Here is a 21,511-nt window from a genome sequence, read left to right as displayed (position 1 = left end):
GGGGCGGCCTTCTCGGCCGATCCGGTGGCCGCGGCGGGCTGCCCGGCCGGTGCGGCGGCGGTGGCGGCCTGCGCCGCCGGCGCGAACAGGCCGAGCGAGAGGAGGAGGGCGGTGCCGAGCGCAGGGAGTCTGCGCGCGCCGTCCTTCGCTATCGAGGAGGGACGCATCTGTGGGGGCCTCCGGGGCCGTTGAGGGTGGGGGCGGCCGTGCGGCGTGGGGCGCAGGCCTTGCTGTGTGACATGTAAAATGGCACAACGGAGAACGCGGAGGGAAGCCCCGGGAACGGATTGCCGGTCGGCGAGACCGAAACGTTGTCAGGTCCGCACGAGCGGCCGGGGAGTGAGCGCCGCGAACTCCAGCGGCGCCGACGGGTCCACCGACAGGTCCGCCGGGGCCGGCCGCGCGCCCGAGCGGGCCAGCAGGTCGCCGACCGCCGCCACCATCGCGCCGTTGTCGGTGCACAGCCGCAGCGGCGGTACCCGCAGCGCGATCCCGGCCGCCGCGCAGCGCTGCTCGGCCAGCGCGCGCACCCGGGAGTTGGCCGCGACCCCGCCGACCACCACCAGGGTGCCGATCCCGTGGTCCCGGCAGGCCCGCACCGCCTTGCGGGTCAGCACGTCGGCGATCGCCTCCTGCAACGCGGCCGCCGCGTCCGGCACATGGGGCTCGCGCTGGGCCTCGACCCAGCGGGCGGCGGCGGTCTTCAGGCCGGAGAAGGAGAACGCGTACGGGTCGTCCCGCGGCCCGGTCAGCGGGCGCGGCAGCCGGACGGCCGTCGGGTCGCCGTCGCGCGCGGCGCGGTCGATCGCCGGGCCGCCCGGGTAGGGGAGCCCCAGGATCCGGGCGACCTTGTCGAAGCACTCGCCGGCCGCGTCGTCCAGGGTGTCGCCGAGGTGGACGACCGGGTCGCGGGCCAGGTCACGGACCAGCAGCAGTGAGGTGTGGCCGCCGGAGACGATCAGCACCACGCACGGGTCCGGCAGCGGCCCGCCGTCCAGGGTGGCCGCGGCGACGTGCCCGGCGAGGTGGTGCACGCCGTACAGCGGGACGCCGAGCGAGAAGGCGTAGCCCTTGGCCGCGGCCACGCCGACCTGGAGCGCCCCGGCCAGCCCGGGGCCCGTGGTCACCGCGACCGCGCCGATGTCGCCGAGGGTCAGCCCGGCCCGGTCCAGGGCCTCCTGGACCACCGGCGCCATCGCGTGCAGGTGCGCCCGGGCGGCGATCTCGGGCACCACCCCGCCGAAGCGGGCGTGCTCGTCCATCGAGGAGGCCACCGCCTGCCCGAGCAGCACGCCGTCGCGCACCAGGCCCGCGCCGGTCTCGTCGCAGGAGGACTCGATGCCCAGTACCACCGGCGACCCTGTCACAGTCACTCACCCTTGTCGCTCATTACACGGAACAGTGACCATTGTGCCCGACGAGACGTGAGGAATAAGCAGGAGCCCATGCTTCGTTCCTGCAACTGATACGCAATAGTGTTGACCCGGCACGATCACCACCGTTCAACCCGCCGAAAGGGGCCGTGTCCTGATGGGCACCTACACGCTTCCCGACCTGCCGTACGACTACTCCGCGCTGGAGCGGGCGATGTCGGCCGAGATCCTGGAGCTGCACCACTCGAAGCACCACGCCGCGTACGTCAAGGGCGCCAACGACACCCTGGACCAGCTCGCCGAGGCGCGCGACAAGGAGCAGTTCGGCGGCCTGGTCGGCCTCCAGAAGACCTACGCGTTCCACCTGTCGGGTCACGTGCTGCACTCGCTGTTCTGGCAGAACCTCTCGCCCGAGGGCGGCGACCGCCCCGAGGGCGAGCTGGCCGACGCCATCACCGAGCACTTCGGCAGCTTCGAGGCCTTCAAGAAGCAGCTCACCACCGCCACCACCGGCGTGCAGGGCTCCGGCTGGGGCATCCTGTCCTGGGAGCCGCTCGGTCAGCGCCTGATCGTCGAGCAGGTCTACGACCACCACGGCAACGTCGGCCAGAACGCCACCCCGCTGCTGGCCTTCGACGCCTGGGAGCACGCCTACTACCTCCAGTACCGCAACGTCCGCCCGGACTACGTCACCCGCCTGTGGGACGTCGTCAACTGGCAGGACGTGTCGGACCGCTTCGCGGCCGTCAAGGGCGCCTGACCCGCATCGGGTGACGGCGGGCCCCGGACCGGTCGGGCGGTCCGGGGCCCGCCCCTAACGGGTGCTCCTGCGACGGGAGTTGACAGTGGAGGCGGCTGCTACACTCCGCCGCAGGCCGGACGACACCCGCCGTTCGCCTGCCGGTCGCGTGCGCTCCCTACGCTCGCTCGGACCACTGCCGGTGATCGGCCGGCAACGGCCTCCCGGCCCGATCCGCTGCTGCCGCCGCTGAGCGAAAGGGCGCCCGATGGCCCCGCGTCTCTCCCTCGTCGTCCCGGTCTACAACGTCGAGCGCTACCTCGGGGAGTGTCTGGACTCGATCGCGGCGCAGACCTTCGGGGACTTCGAGTGCGTCATGGTCGACGACGGCTCGACCGACGACGGCCCGGCCGTCGCCGAGGCGTACGCCGGGCAGGACCCGCGCTTCCGGCTGGTCCGCCAGGAGAACCAGGGCCTGGGCGCCGCCCGCAACACCGGCTGGCGCCACGTCACCCCCGGCACCGAGTACCTGGCCTTCGTCGACAGTGACGACACCCTGCCGCCGCACGCCTACCAGCTGATGATCGACACCCTGGACGAGACCGGCTCCGACTTCGCGGCCGGCAACGCCCTGCGCCTGCGCACCACCGGCCTCAGCCCCTCGCACGCCCACCGCCGCCCGTTCCGCGAGACCAGGCTGCGCACCCACGTCAGCGAACTGCCCGCCCTCGTCACCGACCGGACCGCCTGGAACAAGGTCTACCGGCGCTCCTTCTTCGACACGGCCGGCGTGCTGTACCCCGAGGGCATCCTGTACGAGGACGCCCCGGTCAGCGTGCCCCACCACTTCCTCGCCGACCGGGTCGACGTGCTCGCCGAGCCGGTCTACCACTGGCGGGTCCGCGAGGACGGCGACCTGTCCATCACCCAGAAGAAGACCGACCCGCGCGGCCTGGTCGACCGGGTCCGCTCGATGGAACTCGTCCGCGAATGGCTGCTCGCCCGCCCCGAGCCCGTCTTCGCCGAACACCTGCGCGCCTACGACCGCAACTGCCTGGTCGAGGAGATCCCGATGTTCTTCTGGACCGTCCCCGACGGCGACCACGCCTACCGCACCGCCTACCAGCAGCACGTCACCCGCCTCCTCCGGGCCATCGGGCCCGAGCACGTGGCCACCCTGAACCCCCAGCTCCGCCTCAAGTACCGCCTCACCCTGGCCGGTTCGATGAGCGGCTTCGTCGCCGTCCAGCGCGCCCACCGCCTCGCCCGCCGCACCCGCCAGGCCATCCGCCGGGGCTGAACGGGGCCCGCCCACGGGCCGTCCGGCGGCTCAGCGGGCCGGGCCGGCGCGTTCCGCGCTGCGCAGCAGGACGGGCAGGGCGGTGGTCAGGCGGTCGTGCCGGTCGGCGAACGGCAGCCGCAGGTGGCTGCGGAACCCGTCGACGGCGGAGAAGGCGGGCCCCGGTACGACCAGGACGCCGGCCCGGCGGGCCAGTTGGGCGGTCGCCCCGGCATCGGTGCCGGGCAGTTCGACCCAGAGCGCGGAGCCGCCGGCCGGCCGTTCCCAACGCCAGTGCGGAGCCTGCTCGGTGAGCAGCCGCTCGGCCGCGTCGAGGCGCTCGCGCAGCTGCGCGCGGCGCCGGGCCCGGGCCTCGGGCAGCGACCGGAGCAGCCGCACCGCGAGCAGTTGCTCCACCACCGGGCAGGACAGGTCGACGGACTTGCGCAGCTCGGCCAGCCGGTGGATCACCGTGCGGGAGGCGCGGATCCACCCCAGCCGCAGGCCGCCCCAGTACAGCTTGGAGAGGGTGCCGATGGTCGCGGTCCGGCTGTCCGGCAGCTGCGCGGCCAGCGGGGGCGGCGCGACGGCCCCGGGCAGCAGCAGCTCCGCGTACGCGTCGTCCTCGACGGTGTACAGGCCGTGCTCGGCGAGGACGGCGGCCCAGTCCTGCCGGGTGCGCCCGCTCATGGCGCGCCCGGTCGGGTTGTGCACGGTCGGCTGGAGGTACACCAGGCGCGGCCGGAGCCGGCCGGCCAGCCGGGCCAGGGCGGCGGGTCCGTGGCCGTGGGCGTCGCCCGTGCCGGCACCCGGGCCGTACGCGGGGAGCGGCAGCAGCCGCGCGCCCCGGGCGCGCAGCGCCTCCAGCGCGCCCCGGTAGGTCGGGTCCTCGACGACCACCGTGTCGCCCGGCTCCACCAGGCCCTGGGTGACGAGCCAGAGCGCCTGCTGGGAGCCGGCCGTCACCAGGATCTGGTCCGGCGAGGTCGGCAGGCCGGCCGCGCGGTACTGCTCCGCCAGCAACTCGCGCAGCTGCGGCAGCCCGTACGGCAGGTAGCCGTCGCCGTCGAGCGCGGCGGCGAGGTCCCGGCCGGACAGCGAGTCGAGGGCGTCCGCGACGGTGGGCAGGCCCTCCAGAGCGCCGCTGGAGAGGTCGACGACGCCCTCCCGGGTGCCGAAGCTGGCCAGTCGCCCCTCGCCGACGGGTCCGCCGACCGGCCCCGAGGCACGCAGCCGCGAGCCGCTGCCGTGCCGGCTCTCCAGACGCCCCTGCGCCTCCAGGAGCCCGTACGCGGAGGTGACGGTGGAGCGGCTGACACCGAGGGCCGCGGCGAGCTCCCGCTGAGAGGGCAGGGTGCTGCCCGGCGCCACGTCCCCGCGCTCGGCCAGCTCGCGCAGCGCGTCCGCGAGCAGCTGCGGCAGCGGGCCCGGACCGTCGGCGGCCCAGCCGGTGAGCAGGCGTGACAGGCGGGTGGCGGGGATCCGGTCCATGCCGTCCATGATGCCCCGGCGGGGGTGCGGGCCCGGCAGGGCGGTGAGGTGCGGCGGCGCGGCCGGAGCGGGCGATCGGTGGTGCGACGGGACGGCGGGGCGGTGCCGTGGGCCCGGTCGGACGCACGGCAGGCCACTTGCCCGCAAGTGGTCTTTGCCGCCGGCCCGGCCCCGCCGCATGATCGGGGAATCGTCCGTTCGAAGGAGCAGGGACATGGCGACCGTCGTGCTGGTCGGGACACTGGACACCAAGGGCGCGGAGTACGCGTGGCTCGCCGAGCGGCTGCGGGCGGACGGCTGCGAGGTGGTCGTGGTCGACGCGGGTGTGCTGCCGCCGCCCCCCGGCACGCCCGCCGCCGACATCGGCCCGGAGGAGGTCGCCCGCGCCGCCGGCCACGACCTGGCGGCACTGCGCTCCGCGGGCGACCGCGGGGCCGCGGTGACGGCGATGGCCCGGGGCGCCGAGCGGCTGGTCGGTGAGCTGTACCGGTCGGGCCGGCTGCACGCCGTCCTGGCGGTGGCGGGCAGCGGCGGGTCGTCCATCGCGGCCCGCGCGATGCAGGCGCTGCCCGTCGGGGTGCCCAAGCTGCTGGTGTCCACCATGGCGGGCGGGGACGTGGCACCGTACGTGGGCAGCAGCGATGTCACCCTGATGTACAGCGTGGTGGACGTCGCGGGCATCAACTCGGTGTCCTCCCTGATCCTCGGCAACGCGGTGGCCGCCGTCGGGGGCATGGCCGTCCGGTACGAGCGGCTGCTCGCCGCCCCGCGCCCGCCGGGCCGCCCGCTGGTCGGCGCCAGCATGTTCGGTGTGACCACGCCCGCGGTCGACGCCGCCCGCGAGCGCCTGGACGAACTCGGCTACGAGGTGCTGGTGTTCCACGCCACCGGGGCCGGCGGCCGGGCCCTGGAGAAGCTGGCCGCGGGCGGCTTCCTCGCCGGGGTCCTCGACCTGACCACCACCGAACTCGCCGACGAACTGGTCGGCGGCGTGCTCAGCGCCGGGCCGGACCGGCTGACCGCGGCCGGTCGGGCCGGCCTCCCGCAGGTGGTCGCGCCGGGCGCGCTGGACATGGTCAACTTCGGGCCCCGGGAGACGGTTCCGGAGCGCTTCGCCGAGCGCCGGCTGCTGGTCCACAACCCCACCGTCACCCTGATGCGCACCACCGCCGAGGAACTGGCCGCCGTCGGTGCCGACCTCGGCCGGAAGCTCAACGCGTCGCGCGGCCCGGTGACGGTGCTCTGGCCGCTCGGCGGCGTGTCCGCCGTGGACGCGCCCGGCGAGCCCTTCCACGACCCGGCCGCCGACCGGGCCGGCCTGGCGGCGCTGCGCTCGGCGCTGGCGGGCGGCCGGGTCGAACTGCGCGAACTGGACGCCCATCTGAACGACCCGGCCTTCGCCGTCGCGGCCGCCGACCGGCTGCACCAGCTGATCACCGCGCAGGACCGCCCGTCGGCGAACAACTGACGACACGTCACCACCGCACCGCCCCACCGCAAGAGGAGCCCACCCGTGAACCGCACCGAAGCCCTGGCCCGCCTGACCGCGCAGATCACCGCCGGCCGGCCGGTCATCGGAGCCGGAGCCGGCACCGGCCTGTCCGCCAAGTGCGCGGAGGCCGGCGGCGTCGACCTGCTGATCATCTACAACTCGGGCCGCTACCGGATGGCCGGCCGGGGCTCGCTGGCGGGCCTGATGCCGTACGGCGACGCCAACGCCATCGTGCTGGAGATGGCGGGGGAGGTGCTGCCGGTGGTCCGCGAGGTGCCGGTGCTCGCCGGGGTGTGCGGCACCGACCCGTTCCGGATCATGGGCAACTTCCTGGACCAGCTGAAGGCCGTCGGCTTCACCGGGGTGCAGAACTTCCCCACGGTCGGACTGATCGACGGCACGTTCCGGGCGAACCTGGAGGAGACCGGGATGGGCTTCGGGCTGGAGGTCGACATGATCCGCCAGGCCCACGAACGCGAACTGCTCACCGCCCCCTACGTGTTCGACACGGAGCAGGCCGCCGACATGGCCCGGGCCGGCGCGGACGTGCTCGTCCCGCACGTCGGGCTCACCACCAAGGGCTCCATCGGCGCGGCCACCGCGCTCACCCTCGACCAGGCGGCGGCGGCCGTGCAGGAGATGCACGACGCCGCGAAGCGGGTCAACCCGGAGATCATCGTGCTCTGCCACGGCGGCCCGATCGCCGAACCCGAGGACGCCCGCTACGTGCTGGAGCACACCACGGGGATCGCCGGGTTCTTCGGCGCCTCCTCGATGGAGCGGCTGCCCACCGAACGGGCCATCACCGAGCAGGCCCGGGCCTTCAAGTCCCTCCCGCTGGGCTGAACCCGGCGCAGCCGTGTCCGGCCGCGCCCCGTGCCCGGCCGGGCACGGGGCGCGGCGGTCCCCGGGGAAACCCGGTGCCGCGGCGGCCCGGAGCTGCCAAACTGGCCCGTCATGACCTACGAACTACTGCTCCTCGGTGGCGGATCGGGCGTCGGCAAGTCGACCGTCGGCTTCGAGGTCTCGGTGCTGCTGCGGGCGCGGGACACGGCGCACTGCCTCATCGAGGGCGACGCCATGGACCAGATCCACCCCGCCCCGGCCGGTGACCCCGAGCGCACGGCGATCACCGAACGGAACATCGCCGCGATCTGGTCGAACTACGCGGCCCTCGGTCAGAGCCGCCTCGTCTACACCAACACGGTGAGCGTCCTCGAAGCGCCGATGATCGGCCGCGCCATGGGTGGTACGGCGGCGCGGACGACCTGCGTGCTGCTCACGGCGGAGGAGCAGACCGTGCGTCGGCGCCTTGCCCAGCGGGAGACCGGCTCCCAACTCGCCGCCCACATCGAGCGGAGCCTGTTCATGGCCCGGCACCTGGACGAGAAGGCACCGCCCGGCACCGTCCGCATCCCGACGGACGGCCGACCGGTCGAGGACATCGCCCGGGACGTCCTGCGGGCCGCCGACTGGTGACACCGAGGCGCGCGGCACCATGGTCGGCCGTCCGAGGCGCGGCACGGACCCGTCCCGCCCGCCTGCCGCATGAGCGTGGCGAGTGCGGTGTTCGGTGTACGTGGCCGGTGGGTCATCGTGATCCCGTCCCCTGTTCGACCGGTGCGGCGGCTCGACCAGCTTCGTCGGTTCTCCGCTCTGGTGTACCCGTATCGACTTGGCGTCATCCGTTCGGGCGATTGCCGTCCCGGGGCATCCGAAGCGCCGTGCCCCAGACTCGTGTGGGGCACGGCGCTCGAACAGCACGCTCTCGGTCAGCCGAAGAAGGCGTCCAGGATCTGCTGGGCGGCCAGCCCGGCCGGGAGGGTGCCGGCCCGGACCTGGGTCTCCAACTCGGGTGCCAGCAGCCGTACTTCCGGGTTCTCGTGCAACCGCGCGTACAGCTGGTCGTGCACCATCGCCCAGGTCCACTCGACCTGCTGGTCCCGCCGCTTGGCGGCCAGGGCCCCCGTCGCGTCCAGCACCTTGCGGTGCTGCTGCAACCGCTCCCACAGCACGTCAAGCCCCGCGCCGTCGAGGCCGCTGCAGGTCAGCACCGGCGGCGTCCACGCGGCATCGGGTGCCTGCAACAGCCGCAGCGCGCCCGCGAGTTCACGCGCCGCCGCCTTGGCGTCCCGCTCGTGCGGGCCGTCCGCCTTGTTGACGGCGATGACGTCCGCGAGCTCCAGGACGCCCTTCTTGATGCCCTGCAACTGGTCCCCGGTCCTGGCCAGGCTGAGCAGCAGGAAGGAGTCCACCATCCCGGCGACGGCCGTCTCCGACTGGCCCACGCCCACCGTCTCGATGAGCACCACGTCGTACCCGGCCGCCTCCATCACCACCATGGACTCCCGGGTGGCCTTGGCGACCCCGCCCAGTGTCCCCGAGGTGGGGGAGGGCCTGACGAAGGCGGCGGGATCCACCGCCAGCCGCTCCATCCGGGTCTTGTCGCCCAGGATGGAACCGCCCGTCCGGCTCGACGTCGGGTCGACGGCGAGGACCGCGACGCGGTGGCCCTGGTCGGTCAGCATGGTGCCGAAGGAGTCGATGAAAGTCGACTTGCCGACACCGGGCACCCCCGTGATGCCCACCCGGACCGCGCCGCCCGCGTGCGGCAGCAGCCGCCGGAGCAACTGCTGGGCGAGCGCGCGGTGGTCGGGCCGGGAGGACTCGACGAGCGTGACGGCGCGCGCGATCCAGGCGCGCGAGCCGTCCAGTACACCCGTCACGTAGCTGTCGAGGTCGATCGTCCGCGGAGGCATCCGATCAGGCGATCACAGCTCGTGGCCGAGGTCGGCCGCCAGTGACTTCAACAGGTCGTACGCCGCGTCCGGGATGACCGTGCCCGGCGGGAAGACCGCCGCCGCGCCCGCCTCGTACAGGGCGTCGAAGTCCTGCGGCGGGATGACCCCGCCGACCACGATGGTGATGTCCTCCCGCCCCGCCTCGGCGAGTTCGGCGCGCAGCGCCGGCACCAGGGTCAGGTGCCCGGCGGCCAGCGAGGAGACGCCGACGATGTGGACGTCCGCCTCGACGGCCTGGCGGGCGACCTCGGCCGGGGTCTGGAACAGCGGGCCGACGTCCACGGTGAAGCCGAGGTCGGCGAAGGCGGTGGCGATCACCTTCTGGCCGCGGTCGTGGCCGTCCTGGCCCATCTTGGCGACCAGGATGCGCGGACGGCGGCCCTCGGCCCGCTCGAACCGCTCGACCAGGTCGCGGGTGCGCTGGAGGGAGGCCGACGGCCCCGCTTCGTCTCGGTACACACCCGAGATGGTACGGATCTGGCCGGAGTGGCGGCCGTACACCTTCTCCAGGGCGTCCGAGATCTCGCCGACGGTGGCCTTGGCCCGGGCCGCGCCGACGGCCAGGTGCAGCAGGTTGCCGTCCAGCGAACCGCCGCGCTGCGGACCGGCCTCGGCGGCCCGGGTCAGCGCGTTCAGGGCGTCCTGGACGACGGTCTCGTCGCGCTCCTCGCGCAGCCGGCGCAGCTTCTCGACCTGGCGGGCGCGCACCGAGGAGTTGTCGACCTTGAGCACCTCGATCTGCTCGTCGCTCTCCACCCGGAACTTGTTGACGCCGATCACCGGCTGGCGGCCGGAGTCGATCCGCGCCTGGGTGCGGGCGGCGGCCTCCTCGACGCGCAGCTTGGGGATGCCGGCGTCGATGGCCTTGGCCATGCCGCCGGCCGCCTCGACCTCCTGGATGTGCTCCCAGGCCCTGGCGGCCAGGTCGTGCGTCAGCTTCTCGACGTACGCGGAGCCGCCCCACGGGTCGATCGACCGGCAGGTGCCCGACTCCTGCTGGAGCAGCAGCTGGGTGTTGCGGGCGATGCGGGCGGAGAAGTCGGTGGGCAGGGCGAGCGCCTCGTCGAGGGCGTTGGTGTGCAGCGACTGGGTGTGGCCCTGGGTCGCCGCCATCGCCTCGACGCAGGTGCGCGTCACGTTGTTGAACACGTCCTGGGCGGTGAGCGACCAGCCCGAGGTCTGCGAATGGGTGCGCAGCGAGAGGGACTTGGGGTTCTTCGGGTCGAACTGCTTGACCAGTCTGGCCCACAGCAGCCGGGCCGCGCGCAGCTTGGCGACCTCCATGAAGAAGTTCATGCCGATCGCCCAGAAGAACGACAGCCGCGGCGCGAAGGCGTCCACGTCCAGCCCCACGTCCAGGCCCGCGCGCAGGTACTCCACCCCGTCGGCGAGGGTGTAGGCGAGCTCAAGGTCGGCCGTCGCACCGGCCTCCTGGATGTGGTAGCCGGAGATGGAGATCGAGTTGTACCGGGGCATCTTCTGCGAGGTGTACGCGAAGATGTCCGAGATGATCCGCATCGACGGCTGCGGCGGGTAGATGTAGGTGTTGCGGACCATGAACTCCTTGAGGATGTCGTTCTGGATGGTCCCCGCGAGCTTCTCCGGCGGCACGCCCTGTTCCTCGGCCGCGACGATGTACAGCGCAAGGATCGGCAGCACGGCGCCGTTCATGGTCATCGACACGGACATCTTGTCCAGCGGGATGCCGTCGAACAGCTGGCGCATGTCGTAGATCGAGTCGATGGCGACACCCGCCATGCCGACGTCGCCGGTGACGCGCGGGTGGTCGCTGTCGTAGCCGCGGTGGGTCGGCAGGTCGAAGGCGACCGAGAGGCCCTTCTGGCCGGCCGCCAGGTTGCGGCGGTAGAAGGCGTTGGACTCCTCGGCGGTGGAGAAGCCCGCGTACTGGCGGACCGTCCAGGGCTGGTTGACGTACATGGTCGGGTACGGCCCGCGCAGGTACGGGGCGATGCCCGGGTAGGTCTCCAGGAAGTCCAGCCCGGCCAGGTCGTCGCCGGTGTACAGCGGCTTGACGCCGATGCCCTCGGGGGTGTCCCAGAGCAGCTCGTCGACGTCCTTGCCGGTGGACTGGCGCCAGGCGGCCCGCCACTGGTCGTCCGTGACGTCGGCGGCGCCGCCGCCGTCCAGCCCGATTCCGGTGAAGTCGGGGATCATCGAGCGGCTCCGATCTGGTCCAGCAGGGAGGTGAGGACGGCGACGGCGTCGCCCCCCGCGAAGATGAACTCGTCCACTCCGGACGGGAGTTCGCCGAGCCGGCCGGCCAGCAGCACGGTGCCGGCGCCGGCCGCCTTCAGGGCCTCGGCGACGGACGAGGCGTGCTCGGCGTACAGCGCGTCGCTGGAGCAGAGGCAGGCGACGGTCGCGCCGGAGGCGGTGAACGCCTCGGCGAAGGCCGCCGGGTCGACGGACTCGGCCGAGACCGTCGCGATGCCGCCCGCCTGGAACAGGTTGGCGGCGAAGGTGGTGCGCGCGGTGTGGGCGGAGGCGGAGCCGATCGAGGCGAGGAAGAGGGCCGGACGGGCGCCGTGCAGGGCGGCATGGGCGTCCGAGCGGTCCCGCAGCGCCTCGTACGCCTCGGCGCGGCGCACCTGTGGCAGGCCGCCGCCCGGGGCCGCCGGGGCCGGCTCGCGGACCAGCGGCTGCTCGTCCAGGTGCGGGAACTCGCTGACGCCGGTGACCGGTTCGCGCCGCTTGGCGAGCCGCACCGAGCGCTCGGCCCAGGTCGCGGCGATCCGCTCCTCGACCAGCCCCGCGGAGAGCGCGGCGTGCTGGCCGCCGGCCCGCTCGATCTCCTGGAACCAGGCCCAGGCGGCCCGCGCCAGCTCCTCGCTCAGCTGCTCGACGTACCAGGAGCCGCCGGCCGGGTCGATCACCCGGGCCAGGTGGGACTCCTCCAGCAGGATCGTCTGGGTGTTGCGGGCGACCCGGCGGGCGAAGGCGTCCGGCAGGCCGAGCGCGCTGTCGAAGGGCAGCACGGTGACGGAGTCGGCGCCGCCGACCCCGGCGGCCAGGCAGGCGACCGTGGTGCGCAGCATGTTTACCCACGGGTCGCGGGCGGTCATCATCACCCGGGAGGTGACGGCGTGCTGGCGCTGCGCGGAGGCGTCCGGGCCGGCCCCCGAGACCTCGGCGACGCGGGCCCAGAGGCGGCGCGCGGCACGGAACTTGGCGATGGTGAGGAACTGGTCGGCGTCCGCGGCGTAGCGGAACTCCAGCTGGCCGAGCGCGGCGTCCACCGGGAGCCCGGCGGCGGTCAGCGCGCGCAGGTAGGCGACGCCGGTGGCCAGCGAGCAGCCGAGTTCCTGGGCGGGGGAGGCACCGGCCTCGTGGTAGGGCAGGGCGTCCACCGTGAGCGCCCGCAGGCCGGGGTAGCCGGCGGCGCAGCGGGCGGCCAGCGCGGTGGCCTCGGCGAGCAGCGCCCCGGTGCGGGCGGCCTCGCCGGTACGGGCCTGGAGGCCGAGCGGGTCGGCGCCGAGGTTGCCGGAGGCGGCGCCGGGGGAGACCTCGCGCTCCTCGTACAGCCTGAACAACTGCTCGGCGGCGTCGGTGAATTCGGGTCCGGCGTCGAGCGCCACGGCGGCCAGGTCCAGGTACACCCCGGCCAGCGCCTCGGGCAGCGCGTCCAGCGGGAGGCCGGCCTCGCCCAGCTCCAGCCAGAGCGAGCTCACACCGTGCTCCAGGTCGGCCAGGACCGCCTCGTTGGTGCGCCGGCGGTCCGGGTCGGCGTGCCGCTGGCGTACGTCCCACCCGGCCACGGCCGAGCCCTGCGGCCGGCCGCCGCGCACGAACGGCGGGAAGCCCGGGTAGCCCGGGGCGGCGGCGGTGTCCTCGGCGGTGTACAGGGGGCGTGCGCTCAGCCCGTCCTGGAGCCGGGTGGTGAGCGCCTGCTCGGCGGCGGGGCCGTCCTCGGGCTGGGCACCGGACTTGCGCAGCACGCCCTGGACGAGCTGCTGCCACTGCTCTCGGTGCGCGGCCGGGAACTCGGCGGCGAGGGGGAGCCTTTCGGGCGGGACCTTCATGTGCGCAGGTTAGCGCTCGTTCGCAGGGCCGCAGGAGAGGAAGCCCGTGTGACCTTTCCCTCGGTTCGGCGGATTTCGAGCACTCCCCGGGCCGGGGAGTGCCAGGGGATGCCGAGGCGTGTGGCACCTGGGGTAGGAGTGGGTGCCGAGGCGTGTGGGACCAGGGACGGGAGGAGGCGGGGACGGGGTGCCGAGGAGCGTGGCAGCGGGGGCGCGAGGGGAGGCCGTGACGGGTGGTCGGAAGGGCGGCGCGGTCTCCTCCGGGCGGCCGCGGCGGTGGACGGCGCCCGATGTCAACCCCGATGGCACGGACCGCGTTCGATGTCCCGTCATGTTCCGGATCCGTCATGATCAGGGGGATTGCGGAACCCTGCCCTTCATCTATTAAGTTACTTCGAAGAAGGTGGGCGGGGCAGCACCCCCCCGTTGCTCGTCCTGCCCGCCTTCGCTGTTCCTCGGCCCCGTCCGAGCTGTCCACCGGCCCGTCCGTGCCGTCCCCCGGCCCCGTCCGTGCCGTCCCCAAGACCCCCCGTAAGGAGAGCGACCGCCATGGGAAAGCGTCGCAAGCCCAGCCCCCCGAGCCGGGCCCGCATGGCGGTGCTCACCACGGCCATGGCGGCCGGCGGCGCGGTCCTCGCCTCCGGTACCGCCCACGCCGAGCCCTCCCCGACCCTCGCCTCCGTCAAGGAGCAGGTCGACCAGCTCAACGAGGATGCCGAGCAGGCGATCGAGCGCCACAACGGATTCCAGGCGAAGCAGCAGAAGCTCCAGGGCGAGGCCAGCCAGATCCAGGAGAAGGTCGCCCGCGGCCAGGAGGCGATGAACGAGCTGCGGACCCGGCTCGGCGCGGTCGCCGCCGACCAGTACCGCACCAACGGCATAGACGCGTCGGTCCAGCTGATGCTCGACTCCGACCCGTCCGCCTACCTGGAGCGCGCCGCGGTGCAGAACCAGGTCTCCGACTCCCAGGCGAACCTGCTCAAGCAGGCCCAGGACGAGCAGCGCAAGCTCGACCAGGACCGCGCCGAGGCCACCGCCACCCTGGCCGCGCTCGACTCGGTGGGCACGCAGCTGGCGGAGCAGAAGAAGGACATCCAGACCAAGCTGTCCCAGGCCCAGGCGATGCTGAACAAGCTGAGCGCCGAGGACCGCGCCAAGATCAACGCCCAGCAGAGCGCCGAGAAGGCCAAGGCCGAGGCCCAGCAGGCCGCCACCGCCGCCGCCAAGGACCGTGCCTCCCGCTCCTCCGAGCGCCCGGACATGAACGCCCCGGTGCCGCCGGCGAGCGGCCGGGCCGCGAGCATCATCGGCTTCGCCCAGGCCCAGCTCGGCAAGCCCTACGGCTGGGGCAAGAGCGGCCCGGCCACCTTCGACTGCTCAGGCCTCACCAGCCAGGCCTACCGCGCGGCCGGCGTCACGATCTCCCGGACGTCCGAGGAGCAGTGGAAGGACGGCCCGCACATCGACCGTGCCAACCTCCAGCCCGGTGACCTGGTCTTCTTCTACGACGACCTGCACCACGTCGGTCTGTACATCGGCGACGGCAAGATGATCCACGCCCCGCGCACGGGCAAGAACATCGAGGTCCTGCCGATCTCGGTGATGCCCTACAAGGGTGCCGTCCGTCCGGCCTGACCGCGCACCTCGACGGTGGCCCGTTCCCGCTCCGGCGGGGGCGGGCCACCGTCGTCGTGGGGGCGTCGGCCGGGGTCCGGGCCCGTCAGGGAGCCGCCAGCCGCCGCAGCAGGCCGGCCGGGTCGGTGAGGCCGCAGGCCCGGCGGACGGCGGCGTCGTGGGCGGCGGCGAGGGCGTCGAGGCGGGTCAGCCGGGTGCGGCCCTGCCGGGAGAGGTGGGCGGTGATCCGGCGGCGGTCCTGGTCGTCCTGGCGCCGGTAGACCCAGCCGGCGTCGGCCAGCGAGTCCACCAGCCGGCTCAGGCTGGCGTGCGGGATCAGCAGGGCCTGGGCCAGCTCGCCCATCGCGTGCCCCCGGCCGTCCGCGAGGGCGCGCAGCAGCCGCCACTGGTCGACGGTGCAGTCCTCCTCGGCCAGCGCGGCGGCGAGGCCGCCGGAGAGCCTGCGGTGGGCCAGGGTGACCAGCTCGACCAGCAGCGGCTCCGGGGCGGCGTGACGGTCGGCCGGGTCGGCCGGGTCGGCCGTGGGCAGGCCCGGGGACAGGCCCGTGGAGCCGTCGGCGGACCGGCCGGCGGGTTCGCCGGGGCGGCCGTCGACCCCCGGTGCGGCACCAGTTGCGATCATCGGACCCGTCCCCTTCCGGCCTTTCCCGATCTCGGCAGTACGACGATACTCGCACTGTGAACGTCGAGGTCAGGCTGATCGATCCGCTCGATGCGCTGCACTCCGTACGGGAGCAGGCGGCGTTTCGGGTGGGCCTCGTCGTGCCGCAGTCCGGCCCGCTCGGGCTCACCGGCCCGTCCGCCCTGGACGGCGCGCTGCTCGCCGCGCACGAGGTCAACGCGGGCGGCGGTGTCCTCGGCCGGCCCCTGGAGCTGGTCCTGGTGGACGGCGGCGGCGCTCCGGACCCGGTCGCCGCCGAGGTGCGGAGGCTGCTGGACGCCGGGGCGCTGGACGCGCTCGCCGGCTGCCACACCAGCGACGTCCACCGGGCGGTCGAGACCGTCGCCGCCGGCCGCGTCGCGTACGTCTACACCCCGCCGCACGAGGGTGGCACCCGGCTGCCCGGCGTGCTCTGCACCGGCATCGACCCGGCCCGCCAACTCGGCCCCTCCATGAGTGATCTGACGACACGTCACCGGATCGCGCGGTGGGCGCTGATCGGCAACGACTACATCTGGCCGCGCTCCGTCCACCGGGCGGCCGAGGGGCTCGCCGCCCGGGCCGGTGCCCGGGTGGTGCTGGAGCGGCGGATCCCGTTCGGGTCGGTCCGGGCGGAGCTCGAACCACTGCTGGACGCCCTGCGCGCCGCCCGCGCGGACGCCCTGCTGCTCAGCCTGATCGGGCGCGACCTGGTGGACTTCAACCGGGCGCTGCGGCGCAGCGGACTGGACCGGAAGCTGGTCCGGCTCTCCGGCGCGCTGGAGGAGAACGGCCTGCTCGCCCTCGGCGGCGACGACACCGGGACGCTGTACGCCGCGATGCCCTCCTTCGCGACGCTGGCCGAGGAGCGCCGGCAGAGCCTCGCCGAGCGGCACCGGGCCCTGTGCGGGCCGTGGGCGCCGGTCCTGGACGCCTACGCGGTGGGCCTGTACGAGGGCCTCCACCTGCTCGCAGGCCTGGCGGCCCTCGGGTCGCTGGCCCCGGACGGCCTGCTGGCCGCCGCGGGCCGGCTGCTGCACCGGGAGGGCGCGGTCCGGGCGCCGATCCACCTGGCCAGGGCCGAGGGCCTCGGCTTCGCCGTCCTGTCGCGGTAACCCCGCGTGACCGCCTTCTCGCCAGGTGGAATGCCGGGACAAAGCCCTTCCATCTGGAAATAGTTGCCTCTACAGTCTCCCCACACACCCCTGAGGGTCGTCACGGAGAGAGAGCACCATGGCCGACACACCCGCGCCCAAGGGCATCGAGAGCTACGGCTACCAGCAGGAACTGCGCCGTTCGCTCAGCTTCACCGACCTGCTCGTCTACGGGCTGGTGTTCATGGTGCCGATCGCACCGTTCGGCATCTTCGGCGGCGTCTTCCAGGGCTCCGGAGGCATGGTCGCCCTGGCCTACGTCCTCGGCATGGTGGCGATGATGTTCACCGCCCTGTCCTACGCCCAGATGTCCAGGGCCTTCCCGATGGCCGGCTCGGTCTACACCTACGCGGGCCGCGGCATCGCGCCCCCGGTGGGCTTCCTGTCCGGCTGGATGATCCTGCTCGACTACGTGCTGGTGCCCGGACTGCTGTACCTGATCGCCGGCGTCGCGATGCACTCGCTGGTGCCGTCCATCCCGGTCTGGCTCTGGCTGATCGGTTTCGTGCTGCTCAACACCGTGGTCAACTACCTCGGCATCGAGACCACCAACAAGGTCAACAAGGCGATGCTGATCGGCGAACTGGTGGTGCTGGCCCTGTTCGTGGCGATCGGCATCGTCGCCCTGATCAACGGCAAGGGCCGCGGCTTCGACTTCACGCCGCTGTACAACCCGGACACCTTCTCGTGGAGCCTGGCCTTCGGCGCGGTCTCGATCGCGGTGCTCAGCTTCCTGGGCTTCGACGGCATCTCCACCCTGTCGGAGGAGAACCGGGACTCCACCAAGGCCATCGGCCGGTCCATGGTCGCCGCGCTGCTGCTGGCGGGCACACTGTTCATCGTGCAGACCTGGGTCGCCTCGCTGCTGGTCGCCGACCCCGACGCGCTGCTCAGGGACGGCGATCCGGACGGCGTCGCCTTCTACGACACGGCCCGTACGGCCGGCGGCGCCTGGCTCGCCACGCTGACCGCCGCCTCCACCGCCGTGGCCTGGGGCTTCGCCAACTCGCTGGTCGCCCAGGCGGCCACCTCCCGGCTGCTGTACGCGATGGCCCGCGACCGCCAGCTGCCCTCCTTCCTGGCCCGGATCCACCCCACCCGCCGGGTGCCGGTCAACGCGACCCTGCTGGTCGCCGGGGTCTCGCTGGTGCTCGGCCTCTACATGGCCTCCCGCGAGGACGGCATCGCGCTGCTCAGCACCCTGGTCAACTTCGGTGCGCTGACCACCTTCCTGGTGCTCCACGTCGCGGTGGTCGTCCACTACCTGATCCGTCAGCGCAGCAAGGACTACTGGCGGCACCTGATCGCCCCGGTGCTCGGCTTCGCGATCCTCGGGTACGTGGTCGTCAACGCCGACATCGCGGCCCAGCGGCTCGGCTTCGTCTGGCTGCTCGTCGGCGGGATCGTGCTCACCGGGCTGATGGTGACCGGCCGCAAGCCCCGACTGGCCGTCGTCGAGGCCGAGTCCGCGATCGGGACCGAGTCCGCGATCGAGGCCGAATCCGGCACCGGCACCGCCGTCGGCACCGACACCGGCACGGGAACCGCCGCCGGCGACGCCACGAACGCCACCACCACCGCTCAGGAGAAGAAGTGAGCCTGCCCGAGATCGTCACGCTGTCCCCGACCCCGGAGGACTACTCCTACACGTTCGGCGGCCGTGCCCCGCTGGTCACCGTCCAGCCCGGCACCGTCATCGAGCTGACCACCGAGGACTGCTTCGGCGGCAAGGTGCGCGGCACCGGCGACCTGCCCAGCCAGGTGTGCGTCTTCCCGTACCTCAACCCGGTCACCGGCCCGATCGCGGTGGCGGGCGCCGAGCCGGGGGACGTCGTCGCCGTGCACTTCGTGGAGATCACCCCGGCCAGGGACTACGGGATCTCCAGCACCTTCCCGCACTTCGGCGCGCTGACCGCGACCCACAGCACCGCGATGCTGCACGCGCCGCTGGAGGAACGGGTCTGGCTCTACGACCTGGACGTCAAGGCGGGCACCTGCCGGTTCCGGGCCCGCAACAGCGAGTTCACGGTGGACCTGCCGCTCGACCCGATGCACGGCACGGTCGGCGTCGCCCCGGCGGCCGGCGAGGTGCTGGCCTCGATCACCCCGGGCGCCCACGGCGGCAACCTGGACACCCCCGAGATGCGGGCGGGCACCACCGCCTACTTCGGGGTCAACGTCGAGGGCGGCCTGATCGCCATCGGTGACGGCCACGCCCGCCAGGGCGAGGGCGAGGTGTGCGGCACGGCCGTGGAGGCGGCGATGCGCACCACCGTGATCGTCGACCTGGTCAAGGGCGGCGGCCCGGCCTGGCCCCGGCTGGAGAACGACGACTTCCTGATCAGCACCGGCTCGGCCCGCCCGCTGGAGGACGCGTTCCGGATCAGTCAGCACGACCTGGTCGGCTGGACCGGCGAACTGCTCGGCCTGGACCAGCTCGACGCCTACCAGCTGGTCAGCCAGGCCGGGCTGGCCCCGGCGGCGAACGTCTGCGACACCAACTACACGATGGTCGCCAAGCTGCCGAAGAACCTGCTCGGCCGGACCCGCGCCTACGACGGGCTGCACGACCGCCTGCGCGAGACGGCGGGGGCGTACCTGCGGCACCGGTAGCGGGGCCACGCCGGTCGCGCGGGTCCGGGTGGGTCGACCGCGCGGGTCGACCACGTGGGTTCAACCGCGCGGGTCAAGGTACCGGCAAATCTCACGGACCCTCCGGGGCGGGCCCGTCGGCACCGGTCGCCGACGGGCCCGCCGGGGTGTCCGGGGGAGCGGCGCGAGGGTCACCGCGCGTCCGTGGACCTCGGCTGGGCGAGGGCGGCGAGGAGGGCCGAGGCCTCGTCCCCGCTGATCCGGTCGACGAAGTGGAGCAGCGCGCCCGCCCGGTCCTGGCTGGTCTCCAGCGCCTGGTGCATCAGCCGGGCGGTGTACTCCTCGCGGGTGCAGGTCGGTTCGTACATCCAGGCGCGGCCGACCTTGTCCCGGCGCAGCCAGCCCTTGGTGTGCAGGATGTCGGCGACCGTGGTGACGGTGGTGTACGCGACGGCCCGCTCGCGCCGGAGGTCGTCCACGACCCGGCGGACGGTGGCGGGCCGGCCCCAGGCCCAGAACCGGTCCATGATCTCGGCTTCCAGATCGCCGAATCCCCGTAGCACCGCCCTGGTCTCCCTCGCCGAACCGACCACCGGCGCCCTTCGTCGCCGGACCGCGGCCCATGGTACGGCGAGCGCCGGGCGCCCGCCCCTGGGTGAAGGGGGCGGGCGCCCGGCGTGTTCCGGGTGGTGCCCGGGTGGTGCCCAAGCGGTGTCATCCGGTGGGCGGCGAGTGTCCAAGCCGTGTCCGAGGCCGACACCGGGCGCTCGTACGGGTGCCCGGCCGGGTGCTCCTCCGACGGCCGCCCGGGCCCGGGCGGCCGTCGCCGGTCAGGACAGCCGCCGCCCGAGCGGGATGCGGGACCGGGTGAACAGCGCCGCGAGCAGCCCCGCGACCACCGGCAGCAGCAGCACGATCAGCAGCAGCTCGCCCCAGGGCGCGGTGATCAGCGCCGGCTTGGCCCCGAACCCGCTCGACCGGGACTTCAGCAGCCCCACCGCCGGCACGAACCCGTTGACCGCCCCGAGCAGCGCGCCCAGCAGGGCGATCAGCGTGCACTGGAGACCCGCCATGCTCCGCCGGATCCGCGGCGGAGCGCCGACCGCGGCCAGGGTGGCCTGGTCCTGCCGGGAGTCGGCGGCCGCCAGGCCGGTGGCGATCCCGGCCGCGCCGAGCACCACCAGCGCGGCGAAGCCGGTGAGCGCCAGGGTGAGCGCGTCGCTCTTCGGCTGGTACCCGCGCTCCACGTCGAGCATGGCGAAGCGGTCCAGCTGGACGGCGGCGGCCGCGGCGCGCTGCTGCGCCTTGCGGTCGGGCGGAGTGGCGGGCAGCCAGACCGAGCCGGTCGACTGGGAGGAGAGCCCGAGCCGGGGCAGGGCGGCGGGCAGCACCAGGCCCTGGGCGAAGTCGGCGGCGGTCGGGTTGTCCACCAGCACCGCGTCGACCGGGACCTCCTGGACGTCCGGCTTGGGCACCTCGCCCGGCTGGAGCGGGGCGCCGCCGCCACCGCGCAGGACCATCACGGCCTTCCCGTCGGCTCCGACCAGGGCCCGGTCGAAGACCAGCAGCTTCCCGGCGGCCAGTGCCTGTTCGACGGCCGGGTCGTGGATGGCGAACAGGTTGCGCAGCACGGTCGCGTCGCCCGAGGCCAGGTGCGGCGGGGCGCCGAGGCCGCGCCGCTCCACCGGGCCCTTGAGCTGGACGGTGCTGGAGCAGTTGTCGCAGAAGCGGTAGATCACCTGCCCGAGGTCGCCGCGCGGGCCGAGCCCGGTCAGCTGCTTCTCCAGCTCGGCGCGCTCCTCGGCGAGCCGGGGCCCGTCGGCGTGGCTGGTGAGCTGGACGGCTCCGTACGGCGCCTGCGGCCGGTAGTCGCGCCGGTTCTCGGCGTCGGTGCTGGTGGTGTACACGCCGATGGCGACCGCGCCGGCCACCGCGGCCATCACCGCGGCCACCGCCGGAGCGGTGCGCGAGCGGTGCCGGGCGGAGTCGCGCAGCGCGAGCCTGGGCCCGAGCGGCAGCCGGCCGGCGGCCCGGCCGATCAGGGCGATCAGCATCGGGGTGCAGAGCAGCAGGCCGAACTCGGCGATCACCGAGCCGCCGAGCACGGTGAGCGTCCGGGTGTCGTAGCCGCCGGCGACGGGCCGGTCGTGCTGCATCGCGCCCGCTCCGTACATCGCGAGCACGCCGCCGACGGCGACCAGGACCGCCCCGCCCACGGTGACCCAGCGGCTGGGCCCGCGGACGGTGTCCCGGCCGGTGAGCCCGGCGGTGACGC

Annotated in this window: 16 protein-coding genes and 1 pseudogene; 9 read left to right on the top strand and 8 right to left on the bottom strand. The window is 73.9% G+C overall.

All coding sequences use genetic code 11. The features are described 5' to 3' along the window. Positions 1–314: 314 nt before the first annotated feature. A complete protein-coding gene (tsaD, locus tag BU198_RS00470; RefSeq protein ID WP_317619891.1) occupies positions 315–1,367 on the bottom strand; it encodes a tRNA (adenosine(37)-N6)-threonylcarbamoyltransferase complex transferase subunit TsaD in 1,053 nt (350 codons plus the stop codon). Between the two features lie 163 nt (positions 1,368–1,530). Between tsaD and BU198_RS00465 the strand changes: the two genes are divergently transcribed. Both BU198_RS00465 and BU198_RS43165 read left to right on the top strand, forming a co-directional pair. Further along, positions 1,531–2,133, top strand: coding sequence for a superoxide dismutase (locus BU198_RS00465; protein WP_188294784.1), 603 nt, complete (start codon positions 1,531–1,533; stop codon positions 2,131–2,133). Between the two features lie 247 nt (positions 2,134–2,380). Then, on the top strand, positions 2,381–3,412 hold the full coding sequence (locus tag BU198_RS43165; RefSeq protein WP_188294783.1) for a glycosyltransferase family 2 protein: 1,032 nt from the start codon (positions 2,381–2,383) through the stop codon (positions 3,410–3,412). A gap of 30 nt (positions 3,413–3,442) precedes the next feature. On the opposite strand, the gene BU198_RS00455 is transcribed toward BU198_RS43165, so the two are convergent. After that, positions 3,443–4,882, bottom strand: a complete 1,440-nt coding sequence (locus tag BU198_RS00455; protein WP_188294782.1) for a PLP-dependent aminotransferase family protein — start codon at positions 4,880–4,882, stop codon at positions 3,443–3,445. A 214-nt stretch (positions 4,883–5,096) separates the two neighbouring features. Between BU198_RS00455 and BU198_RS00450 the strand changes: the two genes are divergently transcribed. The 3 genes from BU198_RS00450 (at position 5,097) to BU198_RS00440 (ending at position 7,853) form a co-directional block, all read left to right on the top strand. Further along, positions 5,097–6,350: a Tm-1-like ATP-binding domain-containing protein gene (locus tag BU198_RS00450; RefSeq protein ID WP_188294781.1), complete on the top strand. Its 1,254-nt coding sequence runs from the start codon at positions 5,097–5,099 to the stop codon at positions 6,348–6,350. Between the two features lie 45 nt (positions 6,351–6,395). After that, positions 6,396–7,220 carry a phosphoenolpyruvate hydrolase family protein gene (locus BU198_RS00445; RefSeq protein ID WP_188294780.1) on the top strand — a complete coding sequence of 275 codons (825 nt, stop codon included), beginning with the start codon at positions 6,396–6,398 and terminating at the stop codon, positions 7,218–7,220. A 111-nt stretch (positions 7,221–7,331) separates the two neighbouring features. Then, positions 7,332–7,853: a hypothetical protein gene (locus tag BU198_RS00440; RefSeq protein ID WP_188294779.1), complete on the top strand. Its 522-nt coding sequence runs from the start codon at positions 7,332–7,334 to the stop codon at positions 7,851–7,853. A 293-nt stretch (positions 7,854–8,146) separates the two neighbouring features. Here BU198_RS00440 and meaB read toward each other — a convergent pair whose 3' ends face one another. Genes meaB through BU198_RS00425 form a run of 3 tightly spaced genes read right to left on the bottom strand, consistent with a single transcriptional unit; the run spans position 8,147 to position 13,215 of the window. Further along, on the bottom strand, positions 8,147–9,133 hold the full coding sequence (gene meaB / locus BU198_RS00435) for a methylmalonyl Co-A mutase-associated GTPase MeaB (protein ID WP_188294778.1): 987 nt from the start codon (positions 9,131–9,133) through the stop codon (positions 8,147–8,149). Between the two features lie 12 nt (positions 9,134–9,145). After that, entirely contained in the window at positions 9,146–11,350 is a 2,205-nt protein-coding gene (scpA, locus tag BU198_RS00430; RefSeq protein WP_188294777.1) for a methylmalonyl-CoA mutase, read from the bottom strand. Beyond that, positions 11,347–13,215 (bottom strand): methylmalonyl-CoA mutase family protein, encoded by a 1,869-nt coding sequence (locus BU198_RS00425; protein WP_188294776.1) that lies wholly within the window; start codon positions 13,213–13,215, stop codon positions 11,347–11,349. Before BU198_RS00425 ends, scpA begins: the two co-directional genes overlap by 4 nt. Positions 13,216–13,764: 549 nt before the next feature. On the opposite strand from BU198_RS00425, the gene BU198_RS00420 reads away from it, so the two are divergent. Next, positions 13,765–14,850: an NlpC/P60 family protein gene (locus BU198_RS00420; protein WP_188294775.1), complete on the top strand. Its 1,086-nt coding sequence runs from the start codon at positions 13,765–13,767 to the stop codon at positions 14,848–14,850. A gap of 85 nt (positions 14,851–14,935) precedes the next feature. On the opposite strand, the gene BU198_RS00415 is transcribed toward BU198_RS00420, so the two are convergent. After that, complete coding sequence (locus tag BU198_RS00415) at positions 14,936–15,472, bottom strand: MarR family winged helix-turn-helix transcriptional regulator (RefSeq protein ID WP_188294774.1); 537 nt, start codon at positions 15,470–15,472, stop codon at positions 14,936–14,938. A gap of 56 nt (positions 15,473–15,528) precedes the next feature. Between BU198_RS00415 and BU198_RS00410 the strand changes: the two genes are divergently transcribed. The 3 genes from BU198_RS00410 to BU198_RS00400 all read left to right on the top strand — a co-directional run bounded on the left by BU198_RS00410 (position 15,529) and on the right by BU198_RS00400 (position 19,257). Then, entirely contained in the window at positions 15,529–16,605 is a 1,077-nt protein-coding gene (locus BU198_RS00410) for an ABC transporter substrate-binding protein (protein ID WP_188294773.1), read from the top strand. A gap of 118 nt (positions 16,606–16,723) precedes the next feature. Next, entirely contained in the window at positions 16,724–18,241 is a 1,518-nt protein-coding gene (locus tag BU198_RS00405) for an APC family permease (RefSeq protein WP_188294772.1), read from the top strand. Continuing rightward, the gene (locus BU198_RS00400) at positions 18,238–19,257 is read left to right on the top strand and encodes an acetamidase/formamidase family protein (RefSeq protein ID WP_188294771.1); all 1,020 of its coding nucleotides are present in this window, start codon (positions 18,238–18,240) and stop codon (positions 19,255–19,257) included. The genes BU198_RS00405 and BU198_RS00400 overlap by 4 nt, the downstream gene beginning before the upstream one ends. Positions 19,258–19,427: 170 nt before the next feature. Here BU198_RS00400 and BU198_RS00395 read toward each other — a convergent pair whose 3' ends face one another. Next, a complete protein-coding gene (locus BU198_RS00395) occupies positions 19,428–19,799 on the bottom strand; it encodes a BlaI/MecI/CopY family transcriptional regulator (RefSeq protein ID WP_188294770.1) in 372 nt (123 codons plus the stop codon). 267 nt (positions 19,800–20,066) lie between these two features. Next, positions 20,067–21,511, bottom strand: a pseudogene (locus BU198_RS00390) (hypothetical protein); the annotation flags it as partial.

The sequence above is a fragment of the Streptomyces sp. CBMA156 genome (genome assembly GCF_014596515.1).
Classification (GTDB): Bacteria; Actinomycetota; Actinomycetes; order Streptomycetales; family Streptomycetaceae; genus Kitasatospora.
The sequence above is the reverse complement of the archived record's forward strand: the minus strand, read 5'-3'. Positions and strand labels throughout refer to the sequence as shown.